This window comes from Sphingobacterium sp. BIGb0165, from assembly GCF_024810095.1.
Classification (GTDB): domain Bacteria; phylum Bacteroidota; class Bacteroidia; order Sphingobacteriales; family Sphingobacteriaceae; genus Sphingobacterium; species Sphingobacterium detergens.
The window spans coordinates 111,795-127,931 of record NZ_JANUEB010000003.1; the positions used below are offsets into that span (position 1 = coordinate 111,795).

Here is a 16,137-nt window from a genome sequence, read left to right on the forward strand (position 1 = left end):
TGTCGTTTTAGCGCTTTATATTCCCTGTTTGAATCTAGTTTCATCTGGATTTGTGGTTTTTGGTGTAATAATTGTAATATATGTTTTGCAACAAACTTATTACAATATGTCGAAATTGAAATTTTTCTTGTTCCCATGTATTGCTTTGTTGGGACAAATAGCCGTAGCCCAGGAGTATGTCCGATTGGATAAAGACAGGTATCAGTTACATTTATCAGAATCTCCAAAAGACACTATTAACATCGTTGAAAAAGGACAAGTCACTAAATTGAAGCAAGGAAAATATATTGTGCAGCAAAATCAATTTATGGGCCCTTCTAATGCCTTTATTGCTGTCAACAAAGATGGTTTAGTGGATGGAAATTTTAAGATTGAAAAGGAAGGAAAGCGTGCTGTCGTTCAGGTCAGGCATGGTGTGATGCAGCAAATGGACGTGCAGACTGATGCGACATTGGATTTTCAGTATACAATTACGGATACTTCAAGTGTACAGCGTGATTTTCGAAACGGTAAAATCAGTCAGGAAAAGATAGTGATTTATCAGCCTAATATCGGGAAGAAGAAAGTATTAAAGACTTTTTTTGACAGCTACTATACCATTGAAAATGAGTTTGACCACAGTAAATCGGAGTATGGCCTGGATAACAAGTTACTTTATAAAGCGAAGTTGGATTGTGTCGGTCAGGTCGTCGAATCGAAGTCTTTCAATAGGGACGGCCAACTACTTAAACATACCTATAAAAAAGATAAAGTCAATTATACCGACTTATATCAGCATAATAATCTTGTCGAGCGTCTGTACAAATCCAATGGTTCGAGCTATAGAGAATATTTTAAGAACCAATTATTATTGAAGAAAATTGTTGAGAAAAAACGAAATGGCCGAGTTGAGAGATATGTATATAATGCCGAGGGTAAATTACTGGAGAAAAGCAATGGCAGTGGATCGAAAAAAGGAGATGAGAATAACGTGTAGTTGAGTTTTTGATAAGTAAGGAGGAATAAGGTGTAATTGGGTGCCTGATAAGAGCAGATTGGAGTCAGATGTCATGTGGTATTGAATAGGAGGGGATGGTATTACTATATTATCGTGGCTTTTTTGATTTTTGGAAATATAGCGTTAACTTTGTTGAGGCAATGAAGAAAATGAACAACATATTACGTCTTCCATTTTTCTTTAATTATTATCTCCCGATAGTAGTTCGGGAACCTTATGCCTATTAAAATTTAGAAAAATTAATTATTTATATAGCTAAGCCCGAACATAACGTTCGGGCTTTTTTGTTTTATAGCATTATGTTAACAGATTTAGAAGAGAACATTGAAATTATGTTGCCAAAGGATGGGCTGAGGTCCAAATTGCAACAATCCAAAGAAACTCGGCGTCCGCTGATTATTAAACTTGGGTTTGATCCTACGGCTCCAGATCTTCATTTGGGGCATGCTGTGGTGTTGAAAAAGCTTAAGCAATTTCAGGAATTGGGCCATCAAATCGTCGTTTTGGTTGGGAGTTTTACCGCACGGATAGGGGATCCAACAGGCAAAAATAAAGCGCGCAAACCTTTGAATCAGGAAAAAATAGCTGAGAATGCTGCAACCTATATTGCGCAATTAGCTAAAATCATTGATATGTCAAAAACAAAAGTTGTCTTTAATGGTGATTGGTTGGATAAATTGGATTTTGCGGAGGTTATTCAGCTTGTTTCCAAAGTGACGGTCGCGCAGCTTATGCAGCGGCATGATTTTCATAAGCGCTTTACAGACAATCAGCCGATCGCCATGCATGAACTTATCTATCCGATATTGCAGGGGTTTGATTCCGTACATATCAAAAGCGATATTGAAATGGGTGGGACAGACCAATTGTTTAATTGTACAATGGGACGCCAGCTTCAGGAATCTTTTAATCTTGATCCTCAGCTTGTCTTATGTATGCCGCTGCTCAGAGGATTGGACGGTAAGGAGAAAATGAGCAAATCGCTGCACAATACCATTGGGCTGTTGGATGAACCGAATGAAATGTTTGGCAAAGCGATGTCTATTCCCGATAGCTTAATCCCAGATTATATTGACCTAACGACAGACTTTACCCCGACGGAAAAGAAGATGCTAAAATCACGGCTGGAAATAGGCGAAAACCCGATGGAAGTCAAAAAACTTATTGCGCATAATCTCGTAGTCCAATACCACGATCCGCAGGCAGCTGCAGATGCATTGGATTTTTTTGCTAAACAGTTCCAGCAAAAATCATTTGAAGATAAAAGTTTTGAAGAGGTATCGTTGCAACATGTTCATGCGCAATTGGGTTCTGTTGCAAAGCTCGTCGACCTTTGTCACTTTTTAAAGAAAGATCTGAGCAAGTCCGCTATTCGCAGACTCATTGCTGAGGGGGCAGTACAGATTGATTCGAATAAATGGCTGGATGCTGATCTGCCCGTTGATCTGGAAACTGGTTTTAGAATTAAATTAGGGAAAAGAAGTTTTTTTAGATTTGTTTAGGAAGGTTTTGTGAGTCATACTTTTGATATATTTTGTAAAAAAGCATGAGAATGTAAGGTTGGCCTTTTGGAAACCATAAATATTTTCTACCTTCATACAAAGTCTCACACTTTATTTTGATACCGATTATAAATGGAAACATATAATAATGTTGTTTTGGAGCAGTTGCCCAAACATTTAAAGCGCTATGTAGTCGCCCAGCAATACGAACGTTATACGGCTTTGGACCAAGCCTTGTGGCGCTATGTCATGCGTCAGAATTATTCCTTTTTAAAAGATGTCGCTTATTACCCATACATACCGGGATTGAAGAAAGCGGGGCTCTCGATTGCACATATACCGGATCTGCAACAGATGAACGATAGTTTGAAATTAATTGGTTGGGGAGCTGTAACGGTCGATGGATTTATACCACCTGCAGCTTTTATGGAATTTCAGGCACATCGGGTATTGGTTATAGCCGCAGATATCCGACAATTGGAACATATCGAATATACACCCGCACCAGATATCATTCATGAATCTTCTGGCCATGCACCGATTATAGGTGAGCCCGATTACGCGGTTTATTTGCAGTACTTTGGTGAAATTGGAACAAAAGCATTGTCATCCCGGAAGGATTTCGAACTGTATGAGGCTATTCGCCATTTATCAATTTTAAAAGAGCACGCAGGCACAACCGAAGCCGAATTGGCGGAAGCTGAAAACAAGTTGAAGACCGTTCAGGACAATATGGGCGAACCTTCGGAAATGGCTTTGTTGAGTAGGTTGCATTGGTGGACTGTGGAGTATGGTCTGATCGGTAGCCTTGATGATCCTAAGATTTATGGTGCAGGTTTACTGTCTTCCATCGGTGAAAGTGCTAGTTGTATGCAAAAATCGGTGCCAAAGCTACCTTATGATTTAAATACTGTAGCATATACCTATGATATTACTAAGCCACAGCCGCAATTGTTTGTCACACCCGATTTTGAACATTTAATGGATGTCCTGAATCAGTTTGCAGATACCATGGCTTTCCGGCTTGGAGGTAAGCAGAGTTTGGAAAAAGCGATTGACTGTCAGGCTGTATGTACTGCAGTTTATAGTTCAGGATTGCAGGTGTCAGGTATTTTTAAAGCGGCGAATGCAGATCAATCTATTTCCTATATACAGACAACAGGACCCACGGCACTGGCGTTTTTAGGGGAGCAATTAGCAGGGCATGGCATCAGTTATCATCGGGAGGGATTCGGATCTCCGGTTGGTTACCTGACAGGCAGCAACAAAGACCTGGCCGACTTCTCAGATGAAGAATTGAGTGCTTATGGCATTAGTCAAGGAAAGCGATGTTCTTTGCGTTATTCTTCAGGGATCGTGGTTGAGGGCGTTGTTTTGGAGGTTGTGCGTCAAGCGGGCAAAGTTGTATTGATTTCGTTTGAAGATTGCGAAGTCTACCGAAATGACCGGAAGGAAATTTATTTTAAACCGGAATGGGGAACTTACGACATGGCTGTTGGTAAGGAGATTATTTCAGTCTTTGCAGGTGCAGCTGATAAAGATGCTTATGAGTCCATTGGCGAAGAGATCGCAGAGCCATCGACTGTATTGTATACACAAAATGAGGAGTCAAAATTGCTGTCCTTGCATGCACTGATCGGAGCGCTGCGGTCGGGATCATTTGATACAGAGCATTGGACGGATATCTTTGATCAGTTGTCTGCTGAAATAACAGATAACTGGCTCGCTCTGGTAGAACTTTATGAGATCGCCTGGGCGAATCATGCCTACGACTTGGCTGAAAGTGCACAAGGTAAGCTTAAAGCTATTATTACAATTCGACCCAGCTTGAAAAAACTGATAGATGATGGTCTACGGGTGGCAAAAGAAGAGTCGTTAAATAATCACTGAGTGAAATGATTGATTCCCTTAGTATAAAAATCTGGTAAAACTTTTTATATTTGGAACGTTTAATTTATCCAGTTATTTCTGATGAACGAAAAGTATACTCCCGGAAAACATCTGCTGATGACATTGCAGGTAGAGGAGGCATCATTATTGACTACTATAGATCCTTTTTTGGAGTTTACAAAAAAGCATATCAGTATCCATAATTTACAAATTGTAGGTATTTCCACCCATTCTTTTGAGGGCGGTGGATTTACCGCAGCAATTTGTTTAATGGAATCCCACATCTGTATCCATACATGGCCGGAATTTGGACAATTGACATTAGATGTTTATCTCTGTAATTATCTAAAAGATAACAGTGAAAAAGTTTTGCATTTGGGTAAGCTCTTTAAAACTTATTTTAATGCAATAGTTATTAACGAAACTGTGGTTAATCGGTAGTTTATGGATGTAATTTGCAAAAAATGTGGCCATGCACACCGGTTTAAGATCGAGGTAACCGATTTTTCCGGTTTCGTTTGTGCAAACTGTCATAGTTATTTTAAAGGTAAGACGGTCGAAACCTTAACTTATGTGAAGGAATTTTCGGCTCCCTTAGTCATGCAATGGGCTACTTTGGGCGAGTCTGTTCAATTCAAGAGAAATAGCTATTATATTATCTCCAAGATACAGCGCTTTACAAAAAGTGGCGAATATGGAAATGAGTTTGTGGGGTTAAACGCGAATCAAGACGATATCTACTTCAGCGATGGCGTAGACTATGCTTGTGCCTTACATACCATCGATCGAGAGCAGGTGACGCTTTTACCGAAAAGTAACTCATGTAAGTTTGGTAATAGACACTATGACCTGGAGTATACGGAGGAGCAAACCGTTGTCTATGCAGAAGGCTTTGTATTTGAAGATCTGGAATCGACGTCAACAACCCTGACCTACATTCAAACAGGTAATGAGGATCGTTTTATTTCTCAGGAATTCATTGACAATGACGTACAGTACTATCAAGGAATTTACCTGGGGGATGAAGGCTATTATAAAATTTTTGATACTTATAACGACGACATTGCCCGAAAGGAGGTTATAGGGACGAAGCTGAGAAATATTGGTGTCTTTGCTGTTTTGCTGCTGGCAGTTCTATTCTGGGTTTTAAATTGGGGACAGATCGGTAAGGATACGTATAAGTTTGATGAAAAATTTCCTGCAAAAAAAGTAAACTCGGAATTTGTCGGCGCCTCTTTTGAATTAAAAGGCGATAAACCCAAGAAACTGGTTCTGGATGGAATATCGGAATCTAAAAGCCATCCCATCCAGCTGATGATCAAATTGGTGAATGAAAAGACAAATGAGATTATTGAGTCTGGTACAGCTGTCCACGAGAACAATGACGTTAATTACGCAAGTGGATTGACCGTCGATTTTTGCCGTATCCAACCGGGGATCTATCACCTTGTTTTTGTAACCTCTTCAACCAATGGTGCCGCCGATATGGATGTTAATTTTGAACTCACAGAGGACTATAAATTAATATACGGAGGTACCAGTTATACCTTTTTGATTCTTTGTTTAGTGGGCATTGTTGTCCTTGTGGGGGTTTTTAGAAGCAAGATTTTGGCAATTAAAAATAAAGATTTTGTTGCTCGGGCTGAAGGTTTAAACTATTTCGATATCTTAAAATTTGATCGGCTGGGTGTCGCTTTAGTTGCTTTTTTTGCCTTTTTTGTTGCTGTTAGCCTATTTGTAAATTCCTCTACAGATTGTAGGACTACAATGCGGACAAGCACCTTGGAAGATCATACTTATACAGGATCAAGATCGCATTATCGTCGATCCTTTTATGGTAGCGGTGGTAGTTATAGTGGATATGGTTCAGGTCATAAATAAAAATTAATATAAAAATGAATTACGAATTGTTTTATAAAGGAATTGCAGCATCATTGATTTATTCGCTTATTGGAATTGCTGTATTGTTATTGGCCTATTGGCTTATTGAGCGATTGACACCGGAACAGTCTTGGCAGGAGATCGTAAAGAATAAGAATATGGCTTTGGCGATTGTTTTTGCGGCTTTTATATTAGGCATATCGATTATAATAGCTGCGGCAATACATGGGTAAAAAGAGCAATCTGCCCATTTTTCTCTTATTTGCGGTATTTGTCATTGCTACTTGCGGGCTTATCTACGAGCTGGTTGCGGGTGCATTGGCGAGCTATTTATTGGGAGATTCAGTCAAGCAGTTTTCATTTATTATTGGTACCTACCTATTCTCGATGGGGGTGGGATCTTTTTTAGCGAAGTACATCACCAAAAACCTTTTTGACCGGTTTATTGATATTGAACTGTTGATCGGCGTCATTGGCGGTTGCAGTTCTGTCGTTTTATTTTTACTGTTTCAGCAGGTCGAACACTTTCAATTTGTACTCTATTTCTTCGTTTTTCTGACCGGCTGTCTCTGCGGTATGGAGATACCCTTATTGATGAATATTCTAAAAGATAGGGTTCAGTTTAGGGACTTGGTTTCCAATGTATTTGCTTTTGATTATATCGGCGCATTGATCGCTTCGGTGCTGTTTCCTATCCTATTGATTCCGCGATTGGGCGTGATGGGAACATCACTATTTTTTGGGATCATCAATATTTTGGTAGGTGTCTTTCTATCATTCTATCTCGCTAAAAGACTTAAAAATCCCAACTGGATTAAAGCCAAATCAATAATTTGTCTGGTATTGCTTTCGGTTGTGTTTTTTTATTCCGATGATTTGCTTAAATATTCCGAAAGTCAATTATATGGGAATAATATTGTCTATAAACATTCTACACCCTATCAACGTATTGTTCTGACAGAGAGCAAGGGTGAATATCAATTGTTTCTGAACAATAATTTACAGTTCAACACCAAAGATGAATATCGGTATCATGAGGTTTTGGTGCATCCAGCGATGTCTATGGCCAAAGATGTATCGAATGTATTGGTATTTGGTGGTGGAGACGGGCTCGCTGTCCGGGAGGTTCTGAAATATCCAGGTGTAAAAAAGGTTACATTGGTGGATCTGGACGAGGGTATGACCAGATTGTTCCAGACAAATGAACTACTGGTCAGTCACAACAAGGGCTCGCTGAACGACCCAAGAGTAAAGGTGATCAATCAGGACGCATTTATCTGGGCAAAATCTGCAAAGGAAAAATACGATGTCATGATTATCGATTTTCCGGATCCATCAAACTATAGTCTTGGAAAATTATATACGACAAGTTTTTATCAAAGTCTATTGCCGCTTATGACACCCTATACTATGGTGTCCGTACAGACAACTTCGCCTTATTTTGCACCCAAATCTTACTGGTGTATCCATGAGACAATCAGCACGGTTTTTCCAAATACCGTCGCCTATCACACCTATGTACCATCCTTCGGCGAATGGGGGTTTTGTCTATTTTCAGCGAATATGACACAACAATTTAAGCATATTGCCCGACGGGTGGATAAGCTGCGGTATTACAATTATCATTTTGGAGAACTGACTGAGTTTCCGGCCGACATGCGTGCGGATCATGTAGAAATAAACCGTTTGGACAATCAGATTTTAGTGCGGTATTTTGATGAAGAATGGAGTAAGATTTAATCCCTCGCGGCGTGGTTTTCTCAAGCTTGCATTCTTGGGGGCAATCGGCCTGCAGTTTGCTCAGGCCTGTAAAAAAAAGGTGAACCGTATTTTTTTGCGCCTAACGGGGACAGATCATATTTTGGGGCATCGTCTGCGATTTCAAGATTTCCCCAAATCTACAGCAGTGGTTGAAATACCTATTCTGATTCTCGGTGCTGGTGTAACCGGACTATCGGCTGCCTATCGTTTGCAACAAAAAGGAATGAACGATTTTCTGCTTTTGGATATGGAGTCTGAAGTAGGGGGCAATGCGCGTCATGGCGAGAATGCTTATAGTCGTTATCCGTTAGGAGCACATTATCTTCCTATTCCGAATGCTTCCAATATTGAACTGCTGCGGTTTTTGGAGGAATCGAAAATTATCGTCGGCTGGACGAATGGAGGTGTTCCATTATTTGATGAGGAACAATTGTCCTTTGCTCCGCAGGAACGACTTTTTATCCATAATATCTGGCAGGAAGGCATTGTTCCCAGCTATGGGTTGTCCCAGCAGGAGTCGGCTGAAATAGATCGTTTTATGGCACAGATGAGTCAGTTTAAGCGATTGAAAGGCAGTGATGGAAAGTATGTTTTTGATATCCCGATGCACAATGCTTCGCAGTCGACTGATCTCAAAAGATTAGATGTCCTGACGATGCGTTCATGGATGGAATCAGAGGGGTATAAGACGGAACCTGTTTTTAGTTATGTGAACTACTGTTGTCGTGACGATTATGGTACCGGTATCGCAGCCACTTCTGCTTTTGCTGCGATACATTACTTTGCGAGCCGAAAGCACGATTGGTCTGCCTACCAGGATCTGGTGCTCACCTGGCAGGAAGGGAATGGGCGATTGGTCAGCCATTTAAAAAAATATGCGGATGGTAGGGTATTGAATAAACATCTGGCTTATCAGATACATATTGGGCAAGATGCTGTGGAAGTGTCCGTCTTCGACGATAAAGCGAAATTGTCAAAGACTATCAGAGCCCAGAAGGTGATCAATTGCTGCCCACAGTTTGTCAATCAGTATCTATTGCCAAACCGTACGGCATTGACGAAAAAATTTCATTATGCACCTTGGATCGTAGCGACTATTGTCTTGCATCGTTTCCCTTTTACAGATGGTGCGACACTTTCCTGGGAAAATATTATTTATAATGGAAGGGGATTGGGCTATGTCTATGATCAGCACCAGAGCCTAAATCAGTTGCAAAGCCCTTTTGTGATTACCTATTATCATAGTCTGGGGGATGGGGATCTCAACGGAAACCGGAAGCAGCTATATCAGTGGACAGACCAGCAATGGAAAGAGTTTATTATGGAAGATCTGGAGAAGGCGCATTATGGAATAGAAAATGAAGTCATCAGTATTGAAATTTTTCGACACGGGCATGGTATGATCAGCCCTGTCAGTGGTTTTCTATCAGACGAAGCGCGTATCGAACTGACAAAACCTATTGCTGATAAAGTCTATTTTGCACATTCTGATTTAAGTGGTATATCTATCTTTGAGGAAGCCTTTTATCAGGGAATCACCATAACCGATCAGGTTCTAGCTGACCTTGGTCAAAAGGAAGCATAGCTTTCGTTCGGTCTATGCTTCCGGATTTCTGTAGGTGTGCAATAGGTATTGCTTCACCGGTATTTTTATAGGTTTGCTTATCTGTAGTATTGTGCACCGAAGCTTTTATAGGCTTAATAGTACCTGCCATGCTTTGTCTAATTGCTCCGTATCCAATAATTGCGCTGCGTATTCATGTACTTTTTGTGTCAATTGTGGTGAACCCTGCTGAAAATTCAGCCGGAGGTAGTTTAAATATTTATCCTCCTGGGAGGCCTGCTCTAAAACTGGCAGGGATTCTACATTTGCCAATAACCCGAGATGGTTTCCAGTAAGTACTTTGGAAAGGCGAATACTTTCGGGCAGCTGATCTACGCCAATACCCAGACTGCGGAGTGGTTTAGGAACAATAAAGAGGTTTTCATTGGTTACACGGCAGTACCAATCGCCACCGAGACGCGCGACCAGATCTAGTTCCTCTTGTTTTATCGTATTGTTTTTGTGCAAGAGTTCTCTGTGCACATGCATATAAAGTACTTCTGCTATAACGAGATTTCCTGCGCCGGGTTCGTCGCTCAGGGCGATCACTTCTCTCACACGACATTCCAGTTGAACCGGAGATTCTGCGACCCGCGGTGGACGAACGTGTAATGATGGGATCGGGGTAAATCCAGATTTGTCAAATTCATTTAGCTCCTTGCTGTACTCAGTACTGGCCAGTGACTGTTGCTGTACCATCGCATAATTTACGATATTGATGACGACCTCGTTGACTTCCTGAATATTGTCCAGTGTATGCTTGGTACTGCCATCACGCATGCGACGCAAGGGTGAGAACACGCATATTGGTGGTTGATGTGCCATCAGATTGAAGTAGCTGAAAGGACTCAGGTTGACATTGCCGGCTGCATCGATGGTACTTGCAAAACAGATGGGACGAGGTGCAATAGCATATTTGATTAAATTATCAATGATAGCTTTATCAGCCGAGGACTCAAAAGTGACTGTATCGAAAGAAGAAGAATTCATTTTTTGAATAGATTTATTGGTGGTATAATACAACGGAATTGGAAAGCTTGCCCAAACCTGTTACTTCCAGCTCGATCTGGTCGCCTACCTGCAACCATTGATCCTGATGAGCAGGATTCTCCATGCGTCCAGTGCCGTTGAGTTCTAAAAAACATCCTGTTCCAACTGTTCCGGAGCCGATCACATCTCCCGGAAAGAGACGTACACCATAGGAGACGCGTTCGATAATTTCGGCAAATGTCCAGTGCATCGTAGCAAAATTACCAGAAGAAACCTGTTGACCGTTCACTCGGCATGACATGTCGAGATTGTATCTGTCACCAATATGATCTCCTGAAGAATTAATTTTATAAGGTTCCAATTCGTCTTTGGTGACTAGCCATGGACCAATTGCCGTAGCAAAATCCTTTCCTTTGGCTGGCCCCAAGCTTAATTTCATCTCGTCCATCTGGAGTTTTCGCGCGCTAAAATCATTCATGATCATGTATCCGGCAATATATTTATCAGCCTCTGAGGCAGGGATATTTATACCTGTTTTATTGATTACGATGGCCACCTCAAGTTCAAAATCCAGTTGCTCAAGATGCAGTGGCATACATTGTATTGGTCCTGGGCCTTGTATGGCCTGATGATTGGAGAAGTAAAAAACAGGAAATTCATCGAATTCCGGAATCATATCCAGTCCGCGGTTTCTTCTTGACGTCGCTACGTGCTGCCGAAAAGCATAGGCATCACGCACTGATGTCGGGTGCGGTATCGGTGCAACAAGTTGACTATCTTGTAATAACTGGTACGGTCTGGATATCCGACCTTCCGTCAACGCAATATGATAATACTTTAAATCATTTATGGCTTCATCTCCACGGATCAAAAAATCAGCCATATCGGTCGGAAGGGAAGGGGCTATCTCCGAGCAGGTGTATACCCGGTCATTGATTATAATACCTAATTCATGTTGGCCATTTTTCGTGCACGTAACAATTCTCATATCGGAATATTCTATTGGTTATTCAATCTTTGAATGCGACACAAATATATCGTATAAGTTTTGAAAAAAATATTTCTTCCCTTGAAAATAGAAAAATATTCTTACCTTTATTATAACATTATAAACTAGTAAAAATGATCAATCGTGGAATACATCGCTTTGCGTCATCCATGCCCTATATTGCTTTTAATAGAGCAATTATAGCTGATATCGTTTTTGCCCAATACTAATCCCCTCGAATTTTTTGCCAATCGATGCTATTGGCAACGTTGATATTCATTTATTTTTTATAACCGTTTTAAATCGTAGAATTATGCCATTTTATGTTAAACAAGGGCAAATTCCAGCACAGCGACATACTGTTTTTAGAAAGCCCGATCATACGCTCTATGCTGAAGAATTGGTTTCTACCCATGGCTTTTCCAGTCTTTATTCGCTCGTGTATCATTGCCACCCGCCTACGTTGGTCAAACAGATCCGTGAACCTTATGATGTTACTCCAAAGATTGCCCGTGAAAAACATCTTAAACATACCAGTTTAAAAGGATTTCAGGTTCAGGCCAAAGATGATTATCTGGAAAGCCGTACACCTGTTCTGATCAACCAGGACCTACACATTTCACTGGCCGCCCCTCGTCAGTCCATGACGGATTATTTTTATAAAAATAGCCAGGCCGATGAAATTATTTTCGTGCACCAGGGAACAGGGAAACTCAAGACGGGCTACGGAAGTATTCCTTTTCAGTATGGTGATTATCTGGTTGTCCCCAGGGGTACAATTTACCAGATGGAATTTGATCAGACAGACAACCGATTATTTATTGTTGAATCGTTTTCGCCGGTACGTACGCCAAAGCGGTATCGTAATGAGTTTGGCCAGCTGATGGAGCATGCTCCCTTTTTTGAGCGGGATATCCGTGTACCACAGGATCTGGAAACTTTTGACCAGCTTGGTGATTTTGAGGTGAAAATCAAGAAACAGGGATTGATTTATCCTTACATCTATGGAAGCCACCCTTTTGATTTTATTGGTTGGGATGGCTATCATTTCCCTTGGGCATTTTCCATTCATGATTTTATGCCAATTACCGGGAAATTGCATCAGCCACCACCTGTTCATCAGACTTTTGAGACCGATACCTTTGTGTTGTGCAGTTTTTGTCCACGTCTGTATGACTATCATCCGCAATCCGTACCCGCGCCTTATAACCACAGCAATGTAGACTCGGATGAAGTGCTATATTATGTGGATGGTGATTTTATGAGCCGGAAATCGGTTGAAAAAGGACAGATTACATTACACCCGGGCGGTATTCCGCATGGACCACACCCCGGTACGGTCGAAAAAAGTATTGGACAAGTTAAAACCGAGGAACTTGCGGTCATGATCGATCCTTTCCGTCCCCTGATGCTGACCGAAGAGGCGTTAAAAATTGAAGATCCCGATTACTTTAAATCCTGGATGAGTTAAGTTAAATACGAATAACCTTTATATAAATTATGGCAAATACATTTGCAGAGAAGATTGCCCAAGCGCAAGATTTTCTACCTATTAATGGAACCGATTACATTGAATTTTATGTGGGGAATGCGAAGCAGGCCGCACATTATTACAAAACTGCCTTTGGTTTTCAGTCGGAGGCTTATGCAGGGCCAGAGACCGGTATTAGAGACCGCGCATCTTATGTCTTAAAGCAAGATAAAATACGGCTGGTGCTGACCACAGCCCTTAAATCAGACCATCCTATTGCTGAGCATGTCAAAAAGCATGGCGATGGCGTCAAAATATTGGCTTTATGGGTTGATGATGCCCGCAAATCATTTGAGGAAACGACCAAAAGGGGAGCAAAAGTCTATCAGGAACCGCAACTTCTCAAAGATGAACAAGGGGAGGTCTGGACCGCAGGGATATACACTTATGGAGAAACGGTGCACCTTTTTGTGGAGCGAAAGAACTACAATGGTTTATTTATGCCCGGATATGAAAAATGGGAAAGCGACTATAACCCAGCAGAGACCGGTTTGCTCTATGTCGATCATTGCGTAGGTAATGTAGGCTGGAATAAAATGAATGAAACAGTTCAATGGTATCAGGATGTGATGGGCTTTGTCAACATCCTGTCCTTTGATGATAAGCAGATCAATACCGAATATTCGGCATTGATGAGTAAGGTGATGAGTAATGGCAATGGCTATGTAAAATTTCCGATCAATGAACCTGCTGAGGGAAAAAAGAAATCTCAAATTGAGGAATATCTTGAATTTTATGAGGGCGAAGGTGTGCAGCATGCGGCATTGGCAACGAAGGATATTGTACGTACGGTGCGGGAACTTAAATCCAGAGGGGTTGAATTTCTAGGAGCTCCTCCAGAAGCATATTATGACATGCTACCAGAAAGGGTTGGAGCAATAGATGAGGAAATCCGGATTATCCAAGAACTGGGTATTTTGGTGGATCGTGACGAAGAGGGGTATCTCCTTCAGATTTTCACCAAACCTGTGGAGGATAGGCCAACTTTATTCTATGAGATTATTCAGCGAAAAGGTGCACAGAGTTTTGGCGCCGGCAATTTTAAGGCACTTTTTGAAGCAATCGAACGTGAACAGGAACGCAGAGGTAATCTATAAGGATATGTTGGGTATGGAAGAATTATTGCGTGCATTTGAGCACCGGAGTCCGGAAATCGTATTTGAGTGGAAAGATAGTGAAACTGATGCCAAAGGATGGATTGTTATCAATTCGTTGCGGGGCGGTGCAGCGGGCGGAGGCACACGGATGCGTGCAGGCTTGGACCGGCATGAAGTAGAGTCCCTTGCCAAAACAATGGAAGTGAAGTTCACGGTTTCAGGCCCCGCTATAGGCGGTGCCAAATCCGGTATTGACTTTGACCCACATGATCCACGCAAAAATGAGGTTTTAGACCGTTGGTTTAAGGTGGTGACACCGCTATTAAAAAATTACTACGGGACTGGAGGAGATCTTAATATCGATGAAATCCATGATGTCATTCCATTGACCGAAGAATATGGCTTATGGCATCCACAGGAAGGTATATTGAATGGACATTTTAAGGTAAATGAGAGCAACCGTATCCACCAAATAGGACAGTTGCGCTATGGAGTGTCCAAAGTGTTGGAAGACAATACCTACAGTCCGGATTTAAAGCGTAAATATAAGGTTGCAGACATGATAACAGGCTATGGAGTTTCTGAATCTATCCGCCATTATTATCAACTTTTTGGAAGTGACTGTATAGGAAAACGTGCAGTTATCCAAGGCTGGGGAAATGTTGCCGCCGCGGCAGCTTTCTACCTCTCTAAGCTGGGCGTTAAAATTGTCGGAATTATCGATCGGGCTGGTGGTTTAATCAATCGGGAAGGTTTCAGCGAAGCGGAGATTACGCAATTATTCCTGGATCGCAAGGGAAACGAGCTCAATTCACCGGATTTGATGTCATTTGAGCAGATTCAGAAAGAAATATGGGGATTGAAGAGCGACATCTTTGTTCCAGCAGCAGCATCACGTTTGGTTTCAAAAGATCAGATCCAGCAGCTCCTTGAAAATGGGCTTGAAGTCATTGCTTCTGGCGCAAATGTACCTTTTGCGGATCAGGAAATATTTTATGGTCCAGTGATGGAGTTTGCTGATCAGCATGTTGCGGTGATCCCTGATTTTATTGCTAATTGTGGTATGGCAAGGGTATTTGCTTATTTAATGCAGCGAAATATAGAAATGAGTGATGATGCGATCTTCTCTGACGTTTCAAAGGTGATTTTTGAGGCTTTGAAAAAAATAAGAGATTCTTCGGCAGACCGTACACAGATCTCTTCGAGAGCGTATGAAATCGCATTGAAACAATTGGTCTGATTCTTTTACAGGAGTCGTTAAACGAAAAACACTTGAAGCGGGGAACTTCAAGTGTTTTAACTAACCAATTATTAACCTAAATTTATGAATGCTTAAAACAGTGCAATACCTGTGCCAAAACTTATTTACCTAAGATGAATAAATTGTCATTTTTTTGTTAACTTATAATTTCGCTTCCATTTTGGATAAACACTTGAATCTACTGATTCCCAAATCTAATTCTCGACTGAATCGTCGTAGGTGGTGGATGTGTTAAAGTATGCGGATATACGAAGGGTTATAATCACTTTTTGATTGGTAATCTGTTGATAAACAGAAACTCCTGAAGCGGGGAGCAACAGGAGTTTTCCTAACCAATTATTAACCTAAATTTATGAAAAGTACAGGTATAACGTGATCCGAACATAAAATGTTTCAACTATTTTTACTTTTTTACATTTTTTAACATTTTTTAGTATTTCTATATTGATTTTCAGTAAAATATTCTAGTATTTACATTCTTTTCGTATTAGAAAATAAAAAACCTGTTAGCGGGGACTAACAGGTTTTTTATAAACTAACTAATTATTAACCTAAATTTATGAAACTAGTAAACAACTTTCAATAAGAATGCCAGGGCATAAATCAATCAGTCGCTTTAACGATTTTTAACGCTTT

13 protein-coding genes are annotated in these 16,137 nt (G+C 40.9%); 11 read left to right on the forward strand and 2 right to left on the reverse strand.

Annotated features, from left to right (window positions below; translation table 11 throughout):
• The first annotated feature begins 106 nt into the window (after positions 1 to 106).
• The 8 genes from M2408_RS07075 to M2408_RS07110 all read left to right on the forward strand — a co-directional run bounded on the left by M2408_RS07075 (position 107) and on the right by M2408_RS07110 (position 9,616).
• Entirely contained in the window at positions 107 to 976 is an 870-nt protein-coding gene (locus M2408_RS07075) for a hypothetical protein (RefSeq protein ID WP_259180397.1), read from the forward strand.
• 320 nt (positions 977 to 1,296) lie between these two features.
• Positions 1,297 to 2,499 (forward strand): tyrosine--tRNA ligase, encoded by a 1,203-nt coding sequence (gene tyrS, locus M2408_RS07080; protein ID WP_259180398.1) that lies wholly within the window; start codon positions 1,297 to 1,299, stop codon positions 2,497 to 2,499.
• 132 nt (positions 2,500 to 2,631) lie between these two features.
• A complete protein-coding gene (locus M2408_RS07085) occupies positions 2,632 to 4,389 on the forward strand; it encodes an aromatic amino acid hydroxylase (RefSeq protein WP_259180399.1) in 1,758 nt (585 codons plus the stop codon).
• Between the two features lie 81 nt (positions 4,390 to 4,470).
• A complete protein-coding gene (locus tag M2408_RS07090) occupies positions 4,471 to 4,830 on the forward strand; it encodes an S-adenosylmethionine decarboxylase family protein (RefSeq protein WP_259180400.1) in 360 nt (119 codons plus the stop codon).
• A 3-nt stretch (positions 4,831 to 4,833) separates the two neighbouring features.
• Positions 4,834 to 6,270: a hypothetical protein gene (locus tag M2408_RS07095; protein WP_259180401.1), complete on the forward strand. Its 1,437-nt coding sequence runs from the start codon at positions 4,834 to 4,836 to the stop codon at positions 6,268 to 6,270.
• A 14-nt stretch (positions 6,271 to 6,284) separates the two neighbouring features.
• Entirely contained in the window at positions 6,285 to 6,503 is a 219-nt protein-coding gene (locus tag M2408_RS07100; RefSeq protein WP_120260664.1) for a DUF350 domain-containing protein, read from the forward strand.
• Entirely contained in the window at positions 6,496 to 8,010 is a 1,515-nt protein-coding gene (locus tag M2408_RS07105) for a polyamine aminopropyltransferase (RefSeq protein WP_259180402.1), read from the forward strand. The genes M2408_RS07100 and M2408_RS07105 overlap by 8 nt, the downstream gene beginning before the upstream one ends.
• Positions 7,988 to 9,616 (forward strand): NAD(P)/FAD-dependent oxidoreductase, encoded by a 1,629-nt coding sequence (locus tag M2408_RS07110; RefSeq protein WP_259180403.1) that lies wholly within the window; start codon positions 7,988 to 7,990, stop codon positions 9,614 to 9,616. Before M2408_RS07105 ends, M2408_RS07110 begins: the two co-directional genes overlap by 23 nt.
• Positions 9,617 to 9,721: 105 nt before the next feature.
• Here the strand turns inward: M2408_RS07110 and M2408_RS07115 are convergent, their stop codons facing one another.
• Both M2408_RS07115 and M2408_RS07120 read right to left on the reverse strand, forming a co-directional pair.
• Entirely contained in the window at positions 9,722 to 10,624 is a 903-nt protein-coding gene (locus M2408_RS07115; RefSeq protein WP_259180404.1) for a flavin reductase family protein, read from the reverse strand.
• Positions 10,625 to 10,637: 13 nt separating this feature from the next.
• A complete protein-coding gene (locus M2408_RS07120) occupies positions 10,638 to 11,612 on the reverse strand; it encodes a fumarylacetoacetate hydrolase family protein (RefSeq protein ID WP_259180405.1) in 975 nt (324 codons plus the stop codon).
• A gap of 313 nt (positions 11,613 to 11,925) precedes the next feature.
• On the opposite strand from M2408_RS07120, the gene M2408_RS07125 reads away from it, so the two are divergent.
• From M2408_RS07125 to M2408_RS07135, 3 genes are read left to right on the forward strand one after another with little or no spacing between them, the layout of a single operon-like run.
• Positions 11,926 to 13,083, forward strand: a complete 1,158-nt coding sequence (locus M2408_RS07125) for a homogentisate 1,2-dioxygenase (protein ID WP_259180406.1) — start codon at positions 11,926 to 11,928, stop codon at positions 13,081 to 13,083.
• A 29-nt stretch (positions 13,084 to 13,112) separates the two neighbouring features.
• Entirely contained in the window at positions 13,113 to 14,240 is a 1,128-nt protein-coding gene (gene hppD / locus M2408_RS07130) for a 4-hydroxyphenylpyruvate dioxygenase (RefSeq protein ID WP_120260669.1), read from the forward strand.
• Positions 14,212 to 15,480 (forward strand): Glu/Leu/Phe/Val dehydrogenase dimerization domain-containing protein, encoded by a 1,269-nt coding sequence (locus M2408_RS07135; RefSeq protein ID WP_259180407.1) that lies wholly within the window; start codon positions 14,212 to 14,214, stop codon positions 15,478 to 15,480. Before hppD ends, M2408_RS07135 begins: the two co-directional genes overlap by 29 nt.
• Positions 15,481 to 16,137: the final 657 nt, after the last annotated feature.